The 20,223-nt window shown below is 43.7% G+C and carries 20 protein-coding genes; 13 read left to right on the top strand and 7 right to left on the bottom strand.

Annotated elements, in window-relative coordinates:
* Positions 1 to 12: 12 nt before the first annotated feature.
* Together ACMQ5W_RS16240 and ACMQ5W_RS16245 are read left to right on the top strand one after the other, a co-directional pair.
* The gene (locus ACMQ5W_RS16240; RefSeq protein WP_419026082.1) at positions 13 to 1,098 is read left to right on the top strand and encodes a hypothetical protein; all 1,086 of its coding nucleotides are present in this window, start codon (positions 13 to 15) and stop codon (positions 1,096 to 1,098) included.
* A 13-nt stretch (positions 1,099 to 1,111) separates the two neighbouring features.
* Positions 1,112 to 2,317: a TPM domain-containing protein gene (locus ACMQ5W_RS16245; protein ID WP_419026083.1), complete on the top strand. Its 1,206-nt coding sequence runs from the start codon at positions 1,112 to 1,114 to the stop codon at positions 2,315 to 2,317.
* Positions 2,318 to 2,367: 50 nt separating this feature from the next.
* Here ACMQ5W_RS16245 and ACMQ5W_RS16250 read toward each other — a convergent pair whose 3' ends face one another.
* The 3 genes from ACMQ5W_RS16250 to ACMQ5W_RS16260 are packed head-to-tail and all read right to left on the bottom strand — an operon-like array spanning position 2,368 to position 4,480.
* Positions 2,368 to 3,144 (bottom strand): enoyl-CoA hydratase-related protein, encoded by a 777-nt coding sequence (locus ACMQ5W_RS16250; RefSeq protein WP_419026084.1) that lies wholly within the window; start codon positions 3,142 to 3,144, stop codon positions 2,368 to 2,370.
* Between the two features lie 54 nt (positions 3,145 to 3,198).
* Complete coding sequence (gene thiT, locus ACMQ5W_RS16255) at positions 3,199 to 3,840, bottom strand: energy-coupled thiamine transporter ThiT (RefSeq protein ID WP_148492103.1); 642 nt, start codon at positions 3,838 to 3,840, stop codon at positions 3,199 to 3,201.
* 13 nt (positions 3,841 to 3,853) lie between these two features.
* Positions 3,854 to 4,480 (bottom strand): thiamine diphosphokinase, encoded by a 627-nt coding sequence (locus ACMQ5W_RS16260; protein WP_419026085.1) that lies wholly within the window; start codon positions 4,478 to 4,480, stop codon positions 3,854 to 3,856.
* Positions 4,481 to 4,561: 81 nt separating this feature from the next.
* Between ACMQ5W_RS16260 and ACMQ5W_RS16265 the strand changes: the two genes are divergently transcribed.
* From ACMQ5W_RS16265 to ACMQ5W_RS16300, 8 genes are all read left to right on the top strand, one after another.
* Positions 4,562 to 5,329: a DUF975 family protein gene (locus ACMQ5W_RS16265; protein WP_419026086.1), complete on the top strand. Its 768-nt coding sequence runs from the start codon at positions 4,562 to 4,564 to the stop codon at positions 5,327 to 5,329.
* A gap of 115 nt (positions 5,330 to 5,444) precedes the next feature.
* Positions 5,445 to 6,554 (top strand): ATPase, encoded by a 1,110-nt coding sequence (locus ACMQ5W_RS16270; protein ID WP_148492100.1) that lies wholly within the window; start codon positions 5,445 to 5,447, stop codon positions 6,552 to 6,554.
* 36 nt (positions 6,555 to 6,590) lie between these two features.
* On the top strand, positions 6,591 to 8,351 hold the full coding sequence (locus tag ACMQ5W_RS16275; RefSeq protein WP_419026087.1) for a Na/Pi cotransporter family protein: 1,761 nt from the start codon (positions 6,591 to 6,593) through the stop codon (positions 8,349 to 8,351).
* A 16-nt stretch (positions 8,352 to 8,367) separates the two neighbouring features.
* On the top strand, positions 8,368 to 8,739 hold the full coding sequence (locus ACMQ5W_RS16280) for a zinc-ribbon domain-containing protein (protein WP_148492098.1): 372 nt from the start codon (positions 8,368 to 8,370) through the stop codon (positions 8,737 to 8,739).
* Between the two features lie 224 nt (positions 8,740 to 8,963).
* Complete coding sequence (locus ACMQ5W_RS16285) at positions 8,964 to 10,385, top strand: Na+/H+ antiporter NhaC family protein (RefSeq protein WP_419026088.1); 1,422 nt, start codon at positions 8,964 to 8,966, stop codon at positions 10,383 to 10,385.
* A gap of 11 nt (positions 10,386 to 10,396) precedes the next feature.
* A complete protein-coding gene (locus tag ACMQ5W_RS16290; protein WP_419026089.1) occupies positions 10,397 to 11,593 on the top strand; it encodes an NAD(P)/FAD-dependent oxidoreductase in 1,197 nt (398 codons plus the stop codon).
* A 13-nt stretch (positions 11,594 to 11,606) separates the two neighbouring features.
* A complete protein-coding gene (locus tag ACMQ5W_RS16295; RefSeq protein ID WP_419026090.1) occupies positions 11,607 to 13,415 on the top strand; it encodes an aryl-sulfate sulfotransferase in 1,809 nt (602 codons plus the stop codon).
* A 72-nt stretch (positions 13,416 to 13,487) separates the two neighbouring features.
* A complete protein-coding gene (locus ACMQ5W_RS16300) occupies positions 13,488 to 14,159 on the top strand; it encodes a Crp/Fnr family transcriptional regulator (protein ID WP_419026091.1) in 672 nt (223 codons plus the stop codon).
* A gap of 10 nt (positions 14,160 to 14,169) precedes the next feature.
* Here the strand turns inward: ACMQ5W_RS16300 and ACMQ5W_RS16305 are convergent, their stop codons facing one another.
* From ACMQ5W_RS16305 to pepF, 4 genes are all read right to left on the bottom strand, one after another.
* Complete coding sequence (locus tag ACMQ5W_RS16305; protein WP_419026092.1) at positions 14,170 to 14,730, bottom strand: manganese efflux pump MntP family protein; 561 nt, start codon at positions 14,728 to 14,730, stop codon at positions 14,170 to 14,172.
* Positions 14,731 to 14,901: 171 nt separating this feature from the next.
* Complete coding sequence (locus tag ACMQ5W_RS16310; protein ID WP_419026093.1) at positions 14,902 to 15,804, bottom strand: RluA family pseudouridine synthase; 903 nt, start codon at positions 15,802 to 15,804, stop codon at positions 14,902 to 14,904.
* A gap of 113 nt (positions 15,805 to 15,917) precedes the next feature.
* Positions 15,918 to 16,721 (bottom strand): NAD(+)/NADH kinase, encoded by an 804-nt coding sequence (locus ACMQ5W_RS16315; protein WP_419026094.1) that lies wholly within the window; start codon positions 16,719 to 16,721, stop codon positions 15,918 to 15,920.
* A gap of 12 nt (positions 16,722 to 16,733) precedes the next feature.
* Complete coding sequence (pepF, locus tag ACMQ5W_RS16320) at positions 16,734 to 18,533, bottom strand: oligoendopeptidase F (RefSeq protein ID WP_419026095.1); 1,800 nt, start codon at positions 18,531 to 18,533, stop codon at positions 16,734 to 16,736.
* 65 nt (positions 18,534 to 18,598) lie between these two features.
* Between pepF and murI the strand changes: the two genes are divergently transcribed.
* From murI to ACMQ5W_RS16335, 3 genes are read left to right on the top strand one after another with little or no spacing between them, the layout of a single operon-like run.
* The gene (gene murI, locus ACMQ5W_RS16325) at positions 18,599 to 19,411 is read left to right on the top strand and encodes a glutamate racemase (protein ID WP_148492090.1); all 813 of its coding nucleotides are present in this window, start codon (positions 18,599 to 18,601) and stop codon (positions 19,409 to 19,411) included.
* Positions 19,412 to 19,420: 9 nt separating this feature from the next.
* Positions 19,421 to 19,960, top strand: coding sequence for a hypothetical protein (locus tag ACMQ5W_RS16330; RefSeq protein WP_148492089.1), 540 nt, complete (start codon positions 19,421 to 19,423; stop codon positions 19,958 to 19,960).
* Positions 19,961 to 20,014: 54 nt separating this feature from the next.
* Entirely contained in the window at positions 20,015 to 20,197 is a 183-nt protein-coding gene (locus tag ACMQ5W_RS16335) for a hypothetical protein (RefSeq protein WP_148492088.1), read from the top strand.
* The last annotated feature ends 26 nt before the right edge of the window (positions 20,198 to 20,223 follow it).

Raw genomic sequence — 20,223 nt, forward strand, 5'->3', positions numbered from 1 at the left:
AGAGGTAAGCAAATGACTACACTACTTGAATACAAATGCCCTCATTGCGGCGGGGCTATTGAGTTTGACAGTTCTCTGCAAAAGATGAAATGTCCATATTGTGATGCTGAGTTCGAGATGGCGGCTCTAAAGGAGTATGATGCCCAGCTCAATAACCAGGAGCAGGATGACCTGCATTGGAACACACCGGCTATAGGACAGTGGAGCGACGGTGAATCAGAAGATATGAGAGTTTACCTATGTGAGTCCTGTGGCGGAGAAATCATCGCAGACAAAAATGCCGCGGCTACGAATTGTCCTTTTTGTGACACGCCAATTGTCGTGGCGGGTCAGATCTCTGGCGATTTACGGCCAGATTATGTGATTCCATTTAAACTCGACAAAAAAGCGGCGAAAGAGGGTCTGACCAATCATCTAAAAGGGAAACGGCTGCTGCCTAAGGTTTTTAAGGACGAAAATCATATTGACGAAATCAAAGGTATTTATGTCCCGTTTTGGCTCTTTGAAGCAGAAGCAGAAGCAGATATGCGATATAAAGGGACAAAGATACGCAGCTGGAGTGATTCGAATTATAATTACACAGAAACAAGGTTTTACAGTATCAGGAGAAAAGGAAATATTGCCTTTGAACATATTCCCGTTGATGGTTCCTCAAGAATGGAAGATGCTTTGATGGAATCCATTGAACCTTATGATTTTACAGAGGCAGTGGATTTTCAAACAGCTTACCTAGCTGGCTATCTGGCAGACAAATATGACGTGACAGTGGATGACAGCATAGATCGGGCCAATAACCGTGTGAAACACAGTACAGAAGAAACCTTCGCGGCAACGGTCTGCGGCTATAGCACTGTGACTTTAGAACATAGTAATCTCAAGCTGCACAATGGAAAAGCCAATTATGCATTATATCCGGTATGGCTCTTAAATACGACTTGGAAAGGTGAGAAATACACCTTCGCTATGAATGGACAGACAGGAAAGTTTGTAGGGAACCTGCCAGTGGATAAAGGTGCATATTGGAAGTGGTTTGCAGGTCTTTCACTTATTTCTGGAGCAGTGATATACGGCATAGCCTGGTTGACTGCGCTTTTATAGAAGGAGAGAAACGATGAAAAAAAGATTATTTACTTTATTGCTTATCTCTATCCTTTGCCTCATGAGCCTGACACCGGCATACGCGGAAACAGCGCAGAGATATGTTCACGATGAAATCGGGATTCTCAGCAGCGAAGCTGCCGAAGAACTGGAAGAAAAAGCACAGGATCTGTTCCAAACTTATGGCATCAAACTTTTTTATGTCATCACAGATGATACAGAAGGCAAATCCACCGTTGCATATGCAGAAGCTTTCTATAATAATCTGAAAAATGCAAAAAACAGTGTCGTATTGGTTCACGATAGCGAGGAGAGTCGGTTATTTGTATATGTGGGCGGCAGAGCTGCGAATTTATTTACAGAGGCAGATACTGATGAAATGTGGCGGGCTTACAATGAAAAGGAATACTACTATGATGGCATAGCAGCTTATATGGACGAAGCTGCAAAACAGATGAAAGCGAAAAATGTGGAGCCTTCTACTCACAGGCAGCATCCTTCCAGACTGGTAGATCGGGCGAATCTTTTATCGGCGGATGAAGAAAAGGCCTTAGTCGAAAAGCTGAATGAAATTAGTAAGAGGCAACAATGCGATGTTGCGATTGCTACAGTCAATTCGCTGGACGGCAAGACTGCAGAGGAATACGCAGATGATTTTTATGATAATAACAGTTACGGAATGGGCGAAGGAGATGACGGAATTCTGTTCCTGATCAGTATGGAGGATAGAGACTGGGCTATTTCTACTTATGGATATGGAATAACATCTTTTACTGACGCAGGGCAGGAATATATCATGGAACGGGTTCAGCCACTCTTAAGCGATGGTGAATATGCTGCAGCTTTTCAAAATTTCACAAAGCTCTGCGATGAGTTTTTAACCCAGGCCAAGAACGACGAGGTATATGATTATGACAATCTGCCAAAGGAACCCTTGTCAATCCTCTGGATTCCAGCATCACTGGCCGTTGGAGCCGTCATCGCGTTTTTAGTTACCTGGAGAATGAAACGAAAATTGAAATCCGTAGGCATACAGGCATCGGCCTCAAATTACGAGAAAGAAGATGCTCTAAAACTTACAGAGCAGACCGATAGCTTTTTATACAGACACGTTGAAAGTCGTAAAAAGCCTAAGAATGATAATAATAGTAAGGGAGGCAGCAGTACCCATCGGAGTTCATCAGGACGCAGTCATGGCGGGTCCAGTGGAAAGTTTTGATAGAAAAAAATGAGGCTCCGCCAATGACGGAGCCTCTTCAAATATGTAATTTATTTATTCTTGAATTCCGGCGCTCTTTTTTCTAAGAAAGCAGCCATTCCTTCTGTCTTGTCTTCGGAACCGAAGGCAGCCGTGAAGGTTTCGATTTCAAATTTACTTGCTGACTTCATGTCCATATCAAACCCATTGTTGATAGCACTCTTTGCTGTTGCAATGGCAATAGGAGCTTTAGAAGCGATGGTCTTAGCGACTTTTACGGCTTCGTCCATCAGTTCTTCCGGCGCAGCAACCTTTTCGACCAGGCCGATTCGATATGCTTCAGCAGCAGAAATCATCTCGGCAGTCATAATCATATATTTTGCCATGCCTTTGCCGACTAGTCTGGCAAGTCTCTGCGTTCCACCAAATCCAGGGATAATGCCGAGACCTACTTCTGGCTGTGCGAATTTTGCTTTTTCGGAAGCGATTCTGATATCGCAGGCCATCGCCAGTTCACATCCGCCGCCTAGAGCAAAACCGTTTACGGCAGCAATAACTGGTTTCTCAACGGATTCGATCAGGTTCATGACCTTGTGGCCCATAATCATCATTTCACGTCCTCCGAGGGCGTTAAGTTGACTCATCTGCGCAATGTCAGCACCTGCAACAAAAGCTTTTCCTTCTCCCGTTACGATAACAGCTTTCACTGCTTCGTCAGCTTCGATTTCAGTGAATGCGGCATAGAGATCTGTTAGAACGTCCATGTTCAGTGCGTTCAGAGCTTTTGGTCTGTTGATGGTAACATATCCGATACCTTCATTTACTTCATATTTGATATTCTCGTACATTTTCAAGTCTCCCTTTCTTTTAGAAAAATATTCTATTGTTAATAATATAACATTTTACATCTGTTTTTTCAACCCTTCTAACGCTTTCTTTACTGGCGGAAGAGAAATAATTATCACAGTGATGATTGCTTCTGCCGCTAGATAAGTCAGGTTGTACCACAGAGACCAGGTCAAAGGGCTAAAGCCTTCCGGCGCATAGGCTCCGAAAAAGACAGTGCCGGAGAATACGGCACAGAGATATCTGCCGAATACGCCGAGAATATATCCTTTCACCAGGCCATTTTTCTGATTGCCGAACACGCCGCCGAGTCCTAAAGCCCCGAAGGCGAGAGGATAATCTACGAGAAACTGCACAGGATGAATCACATAAGAATGAAAGATAAGATCTAAAAGTCCCAGACACATACCAGCTATGACACCACGCCTGGTTCCAAGCAAATAGGAACAGATGGCAATTGGCAACATAGACAAAAGGGTGATACTGCCGCCCTGAGGCATCTTGAATATAGTCAGCTGATTGAGCCCCATAGCTAATGCAACCATCAAGGCGGAAACTGTCAAAGCTTTTGTATCTGCTTTATTACTTTTCTGTCCTTTGCCAGGAATTAAAATAAGGGCGAAGAATAAAATAATCATGCCGATGGTAAGGATTTGGCCAGTAGTGGATTCAAAGAATCCCTGTAGATTTTTAAACATATGAACTCCTGTTCTATTGGCTGATATCTTTTGATAAGATGATCAAAAGTTTTCCACTGGAAAAGGTAATCGTTGCGTTTTCTTCTGTGATTTCGTTGCTTACTCCCAGGGTAGTGGTGTTTGTAAGGCAGTGATCGGTGAGGGGATATTTTACCCCGCGCAGGGTGACGCCTTTGGCGCTGTCGCCATAACTGATGAGACCTAAAAAGCGATATGCATTTTTCGGCACCGAAATTGTGCCAGGTGTTGCCATGAAGACGTAGTTTTGACCATCGACAAAGGCCAAGTGCAGTATTTTGCCGCAGTATTTTGCCAGCATACCCATATTGCCCATGGTGTGGTCAAAGCGCCCGCCGAGGCCGCCTAACACGGTGATATGACTGGCTCCTCTTGAAACTGCCAGGTCGATAGCAGCTTCGCTGTCGGTCATATCCTTTTCCATAGGTAGTTTGATGACATCCTGATCCTCAGGCTGATCACAAGAGTCATAATCGCCGATTAAAAGATCTGGCAGGAGACCCAGTTTCTGAGCAAGCAAAAAACCACCGTCGGCACAGATGATGGTATCAAAAGATGTAAAATCTATGGAAACCTGTTCCAAATGGTCTATGTGAGATGTAATGATTAAGGCTTTTAGCATGTGAATTCTCCGATTTCATTTGTATTTGTTCTGTAATTATTATATAATATTTTTGTTAGTATTAAAATAAGGAGTTTAAAGATGAATAATATTATAGTAAGAGAAACATCTTCTGAGATTAGAGCAATTGCCAGAAATGCTTTGAGAGGTAACTGGCCCATGGTGGCAGTAGGATATTTTGTGTTTTATGTGATGACAACGACCATTCCAAATCTATTGTCATTATTGCTTCCCAGTGCAGCTATGAACTATTATAACGAAATTTTGGAGCGAACCATATCCCTTTCTTATGTCGCAAACCTCTATAATACCATATTAATGGGTGCTTTTACGCTGGGAATTTGCAGTTTTATACTGGCATTCTTCAGAAAGAAGGATATCAATCCAGGATATATTTTTAACGGATTTGAGTATTTTATCAAAGCTTTTGGACTGATGATCGTCGTCGGCTTTTTTACATTCCTGTGGTCGCTGCTTTTCGTCATCCCTGGCATCATCGCTGCTGTCCGCTACAGTCAGGCATTTTTCATTCTGGCGGACCATCCCGAAAAGGGCATTATGGAGTGCATGAACGAGACCAAGTTCCTGATGAATGGCAACAAGGCCAGATTCTTCTGCCTATGTCTGTCCTTCATCGGCTGGCTGATTCTTGCTGCACTTCCAGCGGCATTTATGCCTTATGAGTTCTTTTCAAACAGCGTTATGGGTGTCATTCTAACCGTGGTTTTCGATATTCCGAACATGTTTGTCATGGCGTATCTCTATACGGCCAGAGCTGCATTTTATGATTTAGCCACAGGCAATCTGGTGGCAAAACCGCAGTTTTCAGAAAGTGATTACAATTTCTAATCAAAATTACAGAAACGCTTTGCGATAGAATCGCAGAGCGTTTTTTTCTTTGCTGTAACAACTGACAAGCAAGGGCACATATTATAAATAGAGAAAAAGGAATGGAGGAATGAATTTGTCTATTGAACGTCACTATTTCCCTGGAAATAACACACCTGAGGGATTTTTTTCTTACTACGGATACATTCTCGGACAGAGAGAAGCAGAAAAGATTATCTGCATCAAAGGCGGTCCTGGCACAGGAAAGTCGACATTTTTAAAAAAGGTAGGAGAACGCCTGGCAGAAGCAGGTGAAAGCGTGGATTTTTTACACTGCTCAGCAGATGAAAATTCTCTGGACGGAATTGTCGTCACAGATAAGAAGCTTGCCTTTATCGACGGTACCAGTCCCCATATCATCGATCCCATCACCCCTGGAGCGGTGGATTCCATCATCAATTTCGGCGATTTTTGGAATGATAAAAAAATTGCTGATCAGAAGGAAGACATCATCAGCTATAACGAGGAGTGTTCCAGATGGTATAAGATCGCTTATAACTACATGGCATCAGCAAAGTGCATCTATGATAATCTTTCAAACATCAACGATGAAGGAATTGAAATATCAGAAATTTACAAGTTGGCGGCAGATATTATCGCAAGGGAATATAAGAAATATGATATTTCTATCAAGGCGGGGAACATCAAGCGTTTCTTTGCCACAGGAATCACACCGAATGGAACCGTTTCTTATGTGAAATCCCTGTTGCAGCCGATGAAAAAAATCTACTTAATCAATGTGCCGGAAGGATACAGCAATATCAGCTTTATGAATATTCTGCTCGATGGAGCGGTCTATAGAGGTTTTGATGTGGAAGCATATTACTGCCCGATGGACCCAAAGAGAAAAATTGAGCATCTGCTGATTCCTGAAATTGGCGTAGCCTTTACAACTGCTAACAAATGGCACGATCTGGAGCCATGGGAAATCTATACAGGAGAAGAGGATCGCCGTGAAATTACCATGATCGACATCAACGATTACCTCAGTGCCTATTATGCAGAAAAGAATGCGGGATTGCTGAGCAAATTGTCAAAACTCTACAGCATGATGCTGAATGAAAGTATTTCAGCTTTGTCAAGGGCGAAAGAACACCACGATCTGGTAGAAAAAATGTACGTTAGAAACATGAATTTTGAAAAAATTGACACTTTAGTTGAAAAGACAGTGAATGATATAGTATAATTGTCTTAACGACAAAATTACGTATGGAGAGAAACATTGGATTTACAATCAATACTTACGATGCTGGGTGGTATCGGTTTGTTCCTTTATGGAATGAAATTGATGGGGCAGTCTTTAGAGAGATTTGCCGGAGCCAAGATGGAAAAGACATTAGAGAAATTGACTAGCAGCAAAGGAAAGGGCGTTCTGTTGGGAGCTGGCGTGACAGCCGTCATTCAGAGCTCTTCTGCTACCATTATCATGGTCATCGGCTTTCTCAATGCAGGGATTCTCAAACTGATGCAGGCAGTACCAGTCATTATGGGAGCCAATATCGGTACGACAATCACCGCTCAGATTCTGAGACTGGGCGATATCAACAATGATAATCTCATACTTCAAATGCTGAAACCAGCTTCATTTGCGCCTATCTGCGTTGTCATAGGCGCATTTGTAATGCTCATTTCCAAAAAGAACAAGACCAAGGATAAGGCTGGTATTGCTGTAGGATTGGGAATCTTATTCATCGGCATGAGTATGATGGAATCCAGCTTTAAACCGCTGGCCAGTTCTCCCGAATTTATGGAACTGTTTTTGGTGCTGACCAACCCTGTATTGGGGGTCATTGCAGGCATGTGTGTGACGATTTTACTGCAGAGTTCTTCTGCTTCTGTCGGCGTGCTGCAGGCTATGTCAGCAACTGGCGCCATTACATTTTCCATGGCGGCGCCAATCGTCATCGGACAGAATATCGGCAAGTGTGTCACCGTGCTTCTTGCCAGTATAGGAACCAACAAAAACTCCCGCAGGGCGGTCTGCATTGACATTACCATGTCAATTATGGGAGCCATCCTGTTTCTGACTGCGATTTATGTGTATCAGGCGATGATCGGTTTCAGTTTTTGGGACGAGCCGGTAAATCGAGGAAGGATTGCGGATTTCCACACACTGTTTAATCTGGTAACCTGCCTCGTCATGCTGCCTTGTGTCAATATATTGATTACCTTTGCGAAGAAAGTCGTCAAGGATAAGAATGTCTCAAAGATAGATGAAGAATTGGCATTACTGGATCCTATCTTTGTACAGAATCCATCTGTTGCACTGGAGCAATGCAAGAAGGTCATGGTATCGATGACTGACGCTGTGATGGAGAATTACAAGCTCTGCACTGCCTGCCTGTATCAATATGATTCTGAAAGCGCCGAAAAGGTCAGAGAAAATGAACGCTTCCTGGATAAGACGGAAAGTGTTCTAGGGGAATATCTCGTCAAGATTACGGAGCAGCATTTAGTGGGAGAAGACAATCGGCTGGTCACAGAATTCATGCATACGGTAGGCGATTTTGAACGCATCGGCGATCACTGTATGAACCTTTTAGAAGTGGCAGAATATAATATGGAACAGGAGATTGGCTTTTCAAAAGACGCTCTTTTTGAATTGGACTTCCTGACCAGGGCAGTAGGTGAAGCGATGGATACTACGGCGACTGCTTATCAGCAGGAAAAAGAAAGCGTATGTCACAAGATAGGGCCTTTAGAAGATGTGGTAGATGATATGGTAGAAACGCTCAAGTCAAAGCGAATTATCAGACTGCAGAACGGCGCCTGCACCACAGAAGGCGGTATCTCATACATAGAAGTCCTGACAAATATGGAAAGAATCTCTGACCATTGTGTCAATATTTCCATGCACCTTCACCAGAGAATCATTAAAGAAAGTCTGGATACCCATAAGAGCGAAGTCTTTAATCGAGAAGCAGACGAATACAAAGCGATGAAAGTTTACTACGAAAAACAATATCTGGATCCAGTCATGTAATAGGAGGTAGGAGAATATGGCATTTTTTGACAAATTAAATGATCTGGCTGCGACTGCAACGGAAAAAGCCAGCAGCGCAATTGAAAGTGGAAAGACGGCGATTACTGTTAATCGCGAAGAAAAGAAAATACAGGATTATACCTGTCAGATTGGCGAAATTATCGTAAAGAGATTGGACTGCGGCATGGAGCCAGATTCTGAGATCTGCGAATTGTATCACTGCATCCTGGCAGCAAGGCAGGAGATTGAGAGACTGCAGTCAGAACAGTGCGAACCGCCGGTGCAAGAATGCTGCGGCGAGCAGCCCGTTTATTGCAATCATTGTGGAGAGAGCAATCCGCCGGGAACCAGGTTCTGCGGTGCATGTGGAGCAAGACTAGAACGATAGAGAAAAATGGATCATCAGTTATCTGGGCAAGCTTCCAATAAACAGGAAGCTTGTTCTTTTATTGTGCATATTTAGGTATTTCATTCCTTGTTCAGACATAGTTTAAAAGGTCTATGTTATTTTTTAAACAAAAAAACGAAAGTGTTGGTGTGCCGACAGGCAGAAAAAAATATCCCTGTTATAATTTTAACTAAAAGAGACCTTTGAACCTGGAGGTGGTCATCATGAATGAAAAGCCGAAATTGATTTTCTGGAAAAGTCAAGCCTTTGCTATGTTTCCTTTCTGTCTTTACATCTTTCTTGGCGGTGTCTTTTCCATTGGATTTCACTACTATTCGATGAAGGGATTGATTTTTTCTGCGATGATATCTCTAATTACGGGGTTCTTCCTTTGCAAGAATAGAGGTAAATACTGGGATTCCATCATTCACGGTCTTGCCCAATATGCAAACGCACGATTAATCTTTATTTTCCTGATCATCGGTATTTTTTCAAAGGTGATGAGCACGGGAAACATTGGGGGAGGATTTGTCTGGCTCAGTCTGCATTTAGGCATTGCGGGCAGCGGTTTCGTTGTTTTCTGCTTTCTGGCATCTGCGATCATATCCATGGGTGCTGGAGCGCCCATCGCAGCACTGTTCGCAGTGATTCCGATTTTCTATCCGCCAGGAATCCTGCTGGGAGCAAGTCCAGCCATGCTCACTGGCGCATTGATCAGCGGTATTTTCTTCGGAGACGCACTTTCGCCCAGTTCACAGGTAATCAATACCACGGTTATGATCCAGCACGACAAGGTCACCGGTGATCCGGCTGACCTCCTGCATACCATGAAAAAGAGAACGCCGTATATCCTGGCAGCAGGCGCAGTTTCCATCCTCATCTATTATCTCTTTGGCGCCTTTGATGGAAAGCCTGGAGATCTCAGTGAGATCGGAAATTATTCGCAGCCAGAAGGGCTTTTGATGTTGATACCGATTGGGGTTTTGCTGGCTATTTGCTTCAAAACCAGAAATCTTTTTATGGGTCTTTCTTTTGGGATTGTTACCGGTTTGCTAGTCGGATTGGCTGGCAGGTTGTTCAGCTTTTCCGATATTATTCATATAGACTATGCAACAGGGTCTTTGACAGGCGTGGTCTTTGAAGGTATCTACGGCATGTTAGATGTAACTGTATCTACAATTTTGCTTTACGGCTTGATTGCGGTCGCTGTAGACGGCGGCATGTTGGAGAAGTGCTGCGATTTCATCTTATCACGAGATTTCACCAAAACAAAGAGAGGAGCGGAGGCTGTTTTGATGGCTTGCACAGTTATCATCAATATTCTGCTGGCAGGCTGTGTATTACCTTCAATCCTCATGTTTGGTGACGCAGCCGACCGCATCGGCCAGGCCAGCGATATTACACCGGAGCGGCGAAGTATCTTGCTGATGGCGGGCGCAACCAATATCAGCGCCATTGTTCCTATTAACAGCGCTTTCGTAATGGGAAGCGTAACCATCATCAATGAGATGGTACAGCACAACAGCTTTTTACCCCATGTTACACCTTTTCAAGTATTCAGCACAGCGTTTTACTGCCTGATTCTCACCGGAATTTGCATATTCTGGGTGCTGACAGGGGATAGAAAAATAATTAAAAGGATTTAGGAGATGAGAGTATGGAGAAAATTTATGATCTGATAATTGTAGGGGGTGGTCCCGCTGGCCTATCCGCTGCAATCTATGCCGGAAGATCTGAACGCCAGACTTTACTGCTGGAGAAAGGAAGCTACGGCGGCAGAATCAATGATACCTATGAAGTTCGTAACTATCCGGGGACATTGGTAGACAGCGGACAGCATCTGATGGAAAGATTTCACGAACATGCGTCCAGCCATCCGACGGTGGAGTTAAAACGCACCACAGTGACCGGCATAAAAAAAGAAGGGGATCTTTTCACTGTCAGTACCAAGCGAAGAGGCGATTTTCTGGCACGCAGCGTCATTCTGGATCTGGGAACCAAACCACGAGAACTGGGAATTGAAGGAGAAAAAGAATTTACTGGTCACGGCGTCGCTTACTGCGCAACCTGTGATGCAGAGTTTTTCAAAGAAAAGGAGATTTACGTTCTCGGGTCAGGCGATCAGGCGGTGGAGGAGGCAGATTATCTGACAGATTTCGCTTCAAAGGTTTCCATCATCGTTCTTCATGAGGAGGGACATCTGGATTGCAACGAAGTGGCAGCAGAGCATGCTTACAAGAATCCAAAGATTGATTTTGTCTGGAATACGACGGTAGCGGCAATCAAAGGTGAAGATCACGTAGAGTCCCTTGTCTTAAAGCGAGTGGATACCGGCGAAGAGAGTGTGGTGCCAAGTGAAGGGCTATTCTTATTTGTCGGTATGGTCCCTCAGACAGATATGGTTCGCGATTTAGTGACCTGTGATCACAGCGGATATATACAGGTCAATGAAAAGATGGAAACCAGTCTGCCCGGCCTTTATGCTGCAGGTGATTGCACACAGACTTTTTTAAGGCAGGTCGTTACCTCTGCAGCCAACGGCGCTGTGGCGGCAGTGGCATCTGAGCGTTATGTGAAAGAACTGAATCAAATACAGGGAATTCTGAACGAGAGTTCTGGCAATATCGCCTTCCTTTTCTACAACCCATACGACAATGAGGAACTTGAAATGGTTGGGGAATTAGAACAGAAACTTTCAGGTCAGTGGAAAATCTATCGTCAGGATATCACTCGTCAAAATCTGCTATATCAAAATTTACGTGTAGAACAGACTGTATCTGCAGCCTTTTACAGAGATGGAAAATTAGTCGATGTAAAACCTGCTGATGATTGTTTGTCTATGATATCATGTTAAGGAGGAGAATATTATGGGACAGCCACTTATCTTTCCGCACGGAGTAACCGTGTATAACCCAGAAAAATGTTGGAACGGGTATACGATCGTTCCGCTAATCAATGACGGGGTACTTTTGTTCGACATGAACGGCAATGAAATCCGTCGCTGGAACATGCATGCAATGCCGCCAAAGCTCTTGCCAGGTGGGTATGTCATGGGGCTTTCCGGCTACCGCCATCCCGATTATGGCATGCAGGATGGAGTCAACTTGATTGAAATCGATTACGACGGTAATATCGTTTGGGAATTCGATCATCTTGAAGAAATTGATGATCCTGGCAGAGATCACCGCTTTATGGCCCGTCAGCATCACGATTATCAGAGAGAAGGGAATCCAGTTGGTTATTACGTGCCGGGAATGGACGCAGAGCCATTATCTGGAAACACCTTGATTCTCTGTCATCAGACCATACATAATCCAAAAATCTCTGATAAAAAACTGCTTGACGATGTGATGATTGAAGTGGACTGGGATGGCAATATCCTCTGGAAATGGTCTGCCAGCGATCACTTTGATGAGATGGGCTTTGACGAAGCAGCTAGAAACGTGCTTTTCCGCGATCCCAACATGCGTTCCTCAGACGGCGGAGTAGGGGACTACCTGCACATCAACTGCATGAGTTATTTGGGACCGAACAAATGGTATGATCAAGGCGATCAGCGCTTTAAACCGGAAAATATCATATTTGACTGTCGTGAAGCGAATATCCTGGCCATCATCGATAAAGAAAGCGGAGAAATCGTCTGGCGCATCGGACCTGATTTCAACGCTTTACCTGAGTTAAAGAAATTGGGCTGGATTATCGGTCAGCATCATTTTCATATGATTCCAAAGGGACTGCCAGGAGAAGGAAACTTGTTAGTATTTGACAACGGCGGTTGGGGCGGTTATGGTCTTCCTAATCCATCGTCAGCCATCGGCAGCAAAAACGCACTGCGAGATTACAGCAGGGTACTGGAGTTCAATCCTGTAACTTTGGAAGTAGTGTGGAAATTGACCCCGAAAGAACTGGGGCATGCGATTCCTACAGATGCAAGTAAGTTCTACAGCCCATATGTCAGCAGCGCCCAGCGCCTGCCGAACGGAAATACCTTGATTGATGAAGGTTCCGACGGCCGCCTGATCGAAGTGACGCCAGATCACGAAATTGTTTGGGAGTGGATTTCTCCATATTATACGCATAACGAGAAGGGACCGAAGAACAACATGATTTATCGTGCTTACCGTTACCCTTACAGCTATGTGCCGCAGGAACCGCAGCCAGTAGAAACTGAGATTAAACCTATCGATAACATCACTTATCGTGTTCCAGGAGCTGGTGCTTTTGGTGCAAAAAAAGTCATTGATGTTGAAGGCACTTTGCCGTATTATGAAGATGTAGCACTTTGTGTAGCAACAGATGATGAAGAAGATGTGACGAAGCGAGAAAAAGTGTTCTCCGTAGATACTTCCTTCTTTAAACCGGTAACCATGTCAAATTGGAGTGAAGATGTGCTGAAGGTCAAGGAAGAGCCTGTTCTTGTTTTGTTCGGAGCAGAACGTTGTACCCATTGCAAAGCACTGCACCCAGTTTTAGAAGAAGCGCTGCGGGAAGAATTTGCAGAACAATACGAAGTACGCTATGTGGACGTAGACCAAAACGGAGACCTGGTTGATACGTATCATATAGGCGGTATCCCGGTTGTGGCTGTTTTTAAGAATGGGAAAGAGATATTAAGGTTTAACGGCGAAAAGGATTATGACGATTTGTGTGAAATCCTGGATAAACCGTTTGCTTAATATATAGTTGAAAGTGATACAAAAGGGCTGTAAGAAACAGCCCTCTTTGTAGTATTTCAAAGGAGGTTACTCATGGGAGATTATTTTACAATCAGGGGCAATGACTGCCTGGTTTCTTTTGCCGACCGTTGTATGGAGAATAAGGAGTACCAGTCGTACTTTATCCACAAAACCTATCAGGCAGCCACATGCATTCAACAGCAGGGGACAGTCATCGAACATTTTGGAATTGTTACCAAAGGTATTTTAAAAGCGGTCAACGATACTGTGAATGGTATGGAGCTCTGCCATACTTATTTTCAGGTGAAAGATATTTTTCCCGAATTTCTCTACTTTTCTGGCAAACAGCATTATACCTACGATCTCTATGCATTAAAAAAGTCTGAAGTCGTCTGGATCCCTGTTACAGTGATGGAAGAAATGCTCGCCGCAGATCCGCAGCTGATGTATGCACTGATTCTTTACATTTCTCATCGAGGTCTGAAAAATCAATTGTTTCTCAACTGCCTCAATTATCACACCATCAGGGAGCGCATCGCTTTTTGGATTGTCGGTATGAACGACCTCACCTTGGGTGAAACCCTCATGCTGCCCTCATCGCAGTCCATCCTGGCCAACATGCTCCATGTCAGTCGCTCCTCTTTGAATAAAGAACTGAAGCTGATGGAACGTGATGAATTCTTCATTATAACGCAAAGAGAAATATGCGATATAGACTTGGGACGACTGAGCGAATTGCTGTAAATAGACTGCTCTATGCGAGAACAGTATGCTCTAACAAAATCTTAGTACCGAGAAGCATGAGGATGATCCCGCCGGACAGTTCTGCTTTTGATTTGAATTTACAGCCAAAGATACCGCCGATTTTGATACCGGCAGCCGAAAATAGAAAGGTTGTGACGCCGATGATGGCAGCAGCTCCAAAGATGTTTACATTCAGGAGGGCGAAGGTAATTCCAATGGCCAGGGCATCGATGCTGGTAGCCACCGCCATCAAAAACATGGTCTGAAAACCAAAGGAACTGCTCACATTTTGCTCTTCTGCAGTAAAGGATTCTTTGATCATGTTGAGACCGATTATGAATAAGAGGCCAAAAGCCACCCAGTGGTCAAAAGCAGATATGTATTTCATAAATGTGGTGCCTAGAAAATAACCAATCATCGGCATCAGAGCCTGGAAACCTCCAAACCAGAGACCGGCGATTGCCATGTGTCTGACTTCCGTTTTTTCTACAGACAACCCCTTACAGACTGAAACCGCAAATGCATCCATCGATAATCCTGCTCCTAATAATAGTAATTCGATAATTCCCATAATTTCCTCCAAAATTGTTCAAAAAAAGACCCATGTATAGAGTGATTCCCTATACATGAGTCTCGTTAATTAAGATAAGCCAGACCTTGCGGTCAGTATGTTGACATATCACACGGATGTGCTAACTACTCCCTCACAGTTTTTTTATAATAACCTAATTCTACCAGCTTGTCAAGATTTAATTTTTTCTATCACTTCCTGTATGTCGGCAGGGAGAGGGGCTTCTATCTCTAAGCGGTCGCCAGTCAGCGGATGGTTGAAAGACAACTTAAAAGCATGAAGCGCCTGTCTTTCGATGAGCCACGGATTTTCTCCGCCGTAGAGATAATCGCCGACCAGGGGATGACCGATATGAGACATATGAACCCTGATCTGATGTGTCCTGCCGGTCTCTAGGAGAAGTTCCACCATGGTGTATCCCTTACCCTTCGGAAAACGCTCCAGCACTTTGACGTGGGTAATAGAAGGAAAACCGCCTTCCTGCATGACGCCGCGGGCTACATTTTCAGGGTCCGGTCGGCCGATAGGCAGATCGATGGTAAACGCATCTTTATCGATGATACCATTCGCCACAGCTATGTAACGCTTCTCTACGGTATTAGCTTTCATCTGCTTGGTCAGATTGTCTTGTGAATGTGAGTTTTTAGCTACGATCAAAAGACCAGTGGTATCCATATCAAGACGGTTGACAAAACGGATTTTAAACATTTGCTCTGTATCTTCCATATATTTCATCAAACCGTTAGCAATGGTGTGGGAGGGATGTCCCTTAGTTGGATGAACGATTACGCCGGGCTGCTTGTTCAAGACTAGCAGGTCGTCGTCTTCAAAGACTGGATAGATAGGGATGTTTTCTACAGGGAAGTCGCTCTTTTCTTCTGGCAGTTTGATGGAGAGAACGTCACCGATTTCGGGCGTAATCCATCCGGCAACCTCTTCGCCGTTTAAAAAAACCAGATGCTGGTATTTCAACTTTGTCAGCAGTCTGGAAGAGAATTTGAATTTTGTACGAAGGAGTCCTTTGACAGGAACTCCTTCATCTTCTTTTGTTACTATATATTCGAATTTTGCCATAATTACCTTTCTAATACGACTATACGACTAGCGTCTAGCCGCTCGCTGTCGCTTGCGGGACGCTAAAGCATAAGGCCTTCCATCAGTTTCTTTCAGAAACTGTGGCAAGCCCATTATAGAAATTTGCTCTTTACTTTGGTCCAGAAATCGTAGTTTTCAAAACGCATCAGATTGACCTGAATATCAGAGAAAGAGACTTCTATTTCTTTGATATTCTCGTATTCCACAGAAAAACCGTCGTAGACGACACAGATCTTGTGTTTTGAATCTTCCATATCCGGGACAATTCCAAGAGACAGATCTGATGGTAACATGATACTGGAGGTAAACGACCGATAAGCCGTAGTATTCATCGGCGCAATTGGCGTCACCTGCAGGATGCTCAGACGAGGATCTACGATACTTCCGCCTAGCGAATAGTTATAGGCCGTACTGCCGGCTGGTGTTGCGATTAAAAGGCCGTCACCGCTGAATCGTTCGATAAAGCCTCCGCCGATGGAGATATTGAGGTGAATTGAATAAGTGGAATTGGCTTTAATGACCACCTCGTTAAGACCTACGTGCTCATAGGTTGTGCCTCCGGCATCGATTTTTACTTTAACCGTAGAAAGCTGCTGGATAGAGTATTTCCCCTGCGTGTAATTGAAGATAAAGTCATCCAACATGGCAGGCATGATTTCCTGAAAAAAGCCCAGATGTCCCGTGTTGATGCCGATGATTGGCATGGTAGGGAAATTGAACTCGTGTATGGTATGAAGGAAGGTGCCGTCTCCACCGATGCAGACCAGCAGATCTGCTTCATCACTGTAAGAGGATAGTAAAACAAAACCGGATTTATCCAGCTTCTGTTTTAACTTTTTTTCTGTTCGTTTTGACGTTTCGCCATCATTGGCGTAAATAAATATTTTTTTACTCATAGTCTCTCTATCTTACATTAATTTTTCGAATTCTTCAACCAAACTCTTAAATGTTTCCATCGCCATAATCACAGGTTCTTTGCTGCTCATGTCAACCCCTGCAATTTTTAGGAGTTCAACAGGGTAGTCACTGCTGCCTGTCTTGAGAAACTCTTTGTAAGCGTCCCTGGCAGGTGCGCCTTCTGTAAGAATTTTTTTTGAGATTGCAGTTGCTGCAGAATATCCAGTAGCATACTGATAAACGTAAAACCCTCTGTAGAAGTGCGGAATTCGAGCCCATTCGTATTTGATATACGCATCTTCTGCCAGGGAAGGGCCAAAGTAGGTGCTATTCAGTTTGTCGTACTCTGTACACATCCACTCTGCTGTGAGACTGCCGCCGTCTTCCACATATTTGTGAGTCAGATTTTCAAATTCTGCAAACATAGTCTGTCTGAACAGAGTCGTGCGGAATTCCTCGATATACATGTTCAAAATATATTTGCGCATCTCCTGATCTGTTTCTTTGCCCAGCAGATGCTGCATTAACAGCGATTCGTTGACTGTAGATGCCACTTCCGCAGTGAAAATGGAATGATCTCCGTAGGTGAAAGGCTGCGCTTCTCTGGTATAGCTGGAGTGCATGGAGTGTCCCATTTCGTGAACCACGGTGAATACGTCTTTGAGAGTATCTGTGTAGTTAAGCAGAATATATGGGAAACTATCATAAGAACCGAAGCTGTAAGCGCCGCTTGTCTTACCTTCATTTTCGTAGACGTCAATCCAGCCTTCTTCTACACCTTGAGAAAGCCGCTGGATATATTCTTCTCCTAAAGGTGCCAGACCTTCTTTCATAATCTCGATAGCCTCCTCATAAGGAACGACGCGTTTTGGAACTTCTACAAGAGGAACGTAGACATCGTACATCGTGAGTTCATCCACTCCCAAAACTTTTTTGCGCAGTTCGATATATTTGTGCAGAACAGGCAGATAATCATGAACGACAGAAATAAGGTTATCGTAAACTGATTCAGGGATATTGCCGCCAGACAGCGCTGCGTTTCTGGCAGATTTGTAGTTTCTGATCCTCGCACCTACGACGTCTGTCTTTACATTATAGTTATAGGTTGACGAGATGGTATTGATCAAAGCCTTGTAAGCTTCATAAACATTGGTAAATGCAGCTTTGCGGACTTCTCTGTCGTGAGACTCCATGAAGGTGATATAGTTGCCGTGGGTGACTTCTACTTCGTCTCCGTCTTCGTCAATAATGGTGCCAAATTTGATGTCTGCATTGTTGAGCATGGTGAAGATCGTATTGGTCGCATCTGTCACTTCACTCATCTGTGCCAGTATATTTTCCTGATCTTGAGACAATACATGTTCTTTTTCACGCAAAATATCCTTTATGACAAACTCGTACTGTGAGAGGGCCGGTTCCTCTTTGATATAAGTGAGCAGAGTCTCTTCTGAAGCTGACAGCAGTTCTGGTGTAAAGAAACTCATAGATGCAGCGGCTTTAGCGATGATGGTGTTAATCTTGTCGTGCATGCTCTGCTGCTTGGCGACGCGATTGTCTTCATCGAGTTTCATCCTGGCAAAGACGTATGCCTTTTCTAGTTTCTGCCAGATGGCATCTTTCTCCTGTAGCGCTTCGGCGAGAGTATGGGCGCTTTCTGTCAACCTGCCCTGATACTTGGTAAAATATTCTGTCAGAGTAAGTGCCTCTTCGATATCCTGCTCCCAGGCGGCCTCGTCCTCATACATCAATTCGATATTCCATTTATATTTTTGATCAATTTCGCTGCGGTTTTTTAATTTTTTGTTTCCCATTTTTACCTCCTGTAGTATACTATTACAATGACTAGTATAACACAAAACTGAAAGGAATAACATAAATGGATAACAGACCAATTGGTTTTTTTGATTCAGGATTGGGTGGTCTTACGAGCATCCCCCATATCATGAAACAATTACCCAATGAAAAAATCATTTTTTTCGGCGATACAGCCAGGACTCCTTATGGTTCAAAGTCACCGGACACCATCAGACAGTTCACCATGCAGATTGGAGATTTTCTCGTAAGGAACAATGTCAAGATGATTGTCATCGCCTGCAATACGGTCAGTGCAACCTGTTTAGAAGACCTTAGAAAAGCATATCCGGATATCCCTGTCATCGGTGTCATTTCGCCTACCGCAAAAGTTGTAGCCAAGGAATGCAAAGGGACAGATCATATCGGTATCATTGCTACAAAAGTCACGATCAAAACCAACGCATACGAAAATAAAGTCAATGAGAAACGCCAGGGGCTTCAGCTTTTTTCAAAAGCCTGCCCGGCCTTTGTGCCTCTGATTGAAGAAGGCATCATCAAAAACGACATCATGGATTTGACTATCAAATATTATCTGGACGATTTTATCAAAGCGAACAAAATCAACACCCTCGTTCTGGGCTGCACGCATTATCCTTTGATCAGTGAAAATCTTAGACGAATTTATCCGGGACTGAGGATTATCAGTTCTTCTAAGGAGGTTGCGACGGCAGTAAAAATAGAACTTGAGAAGAGAGATATGTTTGCAGAAGAAACAGAGCTGAAGAATGTATTCTATGCCAGTGACCTTTCAGAAAACTTTGTCAACATGATTCAGAACATACTCGGTAAAGAAGAAGACGAATTGAACATCAAGTTCAAGAATTTAGATATATAGGAGATAAAGATGGACAGAGAAGAACTATTTGCCCTGTTAGACATTGAAACAGGAGAAGACTTTCAGTATTTCGAAAATTTTGCGGATTTCGTGGAAAACGAAGGGGCTATCGACAGTGATGCGATTTACGATCTGATAACGGAAATTGATATGAAAACTTTTGCAGAACTCTGTGAAAGCTATTTTTATGAGACCTTAGAAAATGTACCGGGCGATCAGATTGATATTTACAGCCTCCTTGAGAACATCAAACGAGTCCTGGTAGGTCTGTCCGAAGCAGTCAGAAAAGGGGAAGAAAATGCAGACCTGAAGTTGACTGATGAGTGGAACAAATTCAGAATCTGGTATTCTGCTGACAGTGAAGTAGAATGCAAAAATACGGCCAGTGACGAAGTACACTATGTTCCAGTGAGAGATGCCTTGGTCATATCCAGAATGGAAAAGCTGGACGGTGACGAATACCGATATGATTTTGCTGGTGCTCTCGATTATGAACTGGAAGAATTCATCATGAATTATGCAGACATGGCAGAAGCCGAAAATGATTAACACATTTGGACCCTCCTGCATATGATAAAGATACAAAGACTAGGGAGGTTTCATATGGGTGAATTCAGAAACGATTGCTGCGATCCGAACCCGGATTGCTGCTGCAGACCTCAGAATGACTGCTGCAACAACGACAGTGGAAGCATTTGGGGAATACTTATTTTATTGGCTGTCCTCTACTTTCTGTTCTGCGGAAATAACGACAGAGGCGGCGGCCTCTTCGGAGGCCTGTTCTAATCCTGAGAAGCAAGCGTAATGCTTGC

It is taken from the genome of Emergencia sp., from assembly GCF_048465375.1.
Classification (GTDB): Bacteria; Bacillota; Clostridia; order Peptostreptococcales; family Anaerovoracaceae; genus Senimuribacter.

What these genes read in the sequence shown, in the direction of transcription:
- ACMQ5W_RS16240 (WP_419026082.1), top strand. Translation starts at nt 13, where the DNA reads ATGACTACACTACTTGAATACAAATGCCCTCATTGCGGCGGGGCTATT.
- ACMQ5W_RS16245 (WP_419026083.1), top strand. Translation starts at nt 1,112, where the DNA reads ATGAAAAAAAGATTATTTACTTTATTGCTTATCTCTATCCTTTGCCTC.
- ACMQ5W_RS16250 (WP_419026084.1), bottom strand. Translation starts at nt 3,144, where the DNA reads ATGTACGAGAATATCAAATATGAAGTAAATGAAGGTATCGGATATGTT.
- thiT (WP_148492103.1), bottom strand. Translation starts at nt 3,840, where the DNA reads ATGTTTAAAAATCTACAGGGATTCTTTGAATCCACTACTGGCCAAATC.
- ACMQ5W_RS16260 (WP_419026085.1), bottom strand. Translation starts at nt 4,480, where the DNA reads ATGCTAAAAGCCTTAATCATTACATCTCACATAGACCATTTGGAACAG.
- ACMQ5W_RS16265 (WP_419026086.1), top strand. Translation starts at nt 4,562, where the DNA reads ATGAATAATATTATAGTAAGAGAAACATCTTCTGAGATTAGAGCAATT.
- ACMQ5W_RS16280 (WP_148492098.1), top strand. Translation starts at nt 8,368, where the DNA reads ATGGCATTTTTTGACAAATTAAATGATCTGGCTGCGACTGCAACGGAA.
- ACMQ5W_RS16285 (WP_419026088.1), top strand. Translation starts at nt 8,964, where the DNA reads ATGAATGAAAAGCCGAAATTGATTTTCTGGAAAAGTCAAGCCTTTGCT.
- ACMQ5W_RS16290 (WP_419026089.1), top strand. Translation starts at nt 10,397, where the DNA reads ATGGAGAAAATTTATGATCTGATAATTGTAGGGGGTGGTCCCGCTGGC.
- ACMQ5W_RS16295 (WP_419026090.1), top strand. Translation starts at nt 11,607, where the DNA reads ATGGGACAGCCACTTATCTTTCCGCACGGAGTAACCGTGTATAACCCA.
- ACMQ5W_RS16300 (WP_419026091.1), top strand. Translation starts at nt 13,488, where the DNA reads ATGGGAGATTATTTTACAATCAGGGGCAATGACTGCCTGGTTTCTTTT.
- ACMQ5W_RS16305 (WP_419026092.1), bottom strand. Translation starts at nt 14,730, where the DNA reads ATGGGAATTATCGAATTACTATTATTAGGAGCAGGATTATCGATGGAT.
- ACMQ5W_RS16310 (WP_419026093.1), bottom strand. Translation starts at nt 15,804, where the DNA reads ATGGCAAAATTCGAATATATAGTAACAAAAGAAGATGAAGGAGTTCCT.
- ACMQ5W_RS16315 (WP_419026094.1), bottom strand. Translation starts at nt 16,721, where the DNA reads ATGAGTAAAAAAATATTTATTTACGCCAATGATGGCGAAACGTCAAAA.
- pepF (WP_419026095.1), bottom strand. Translation starts at nt 18,533, where the DNA reads ATGGGAAACAAAAAATTAAAAAACCGCAGCGAAATTGATCAAAAATAT.
- murI (WP_148492090.1), top strand. Translation starts at nt 18,599, where the DNA reads ATGGATAACAGACCAATTGGTTTTTTTGATTCAGGATTGGGTGGTCTT.
- ACMQ5W_RS16330 (WP_148492089.1), top strand. Translation starts at nt 19,421, where the DNA reads ATGGACAGAGAAGAACTATTTGCCCTGTTAGACATTGAAACAGGAGAA.
- ACMQ5W_RS16335 (WP_148492088.1), top strand. Translation starts at nt 20,015, where the DNA reads ATGGGTGAATTCAGAAACGATTGCTGCGATCCGAACCCGGATTGCTGC.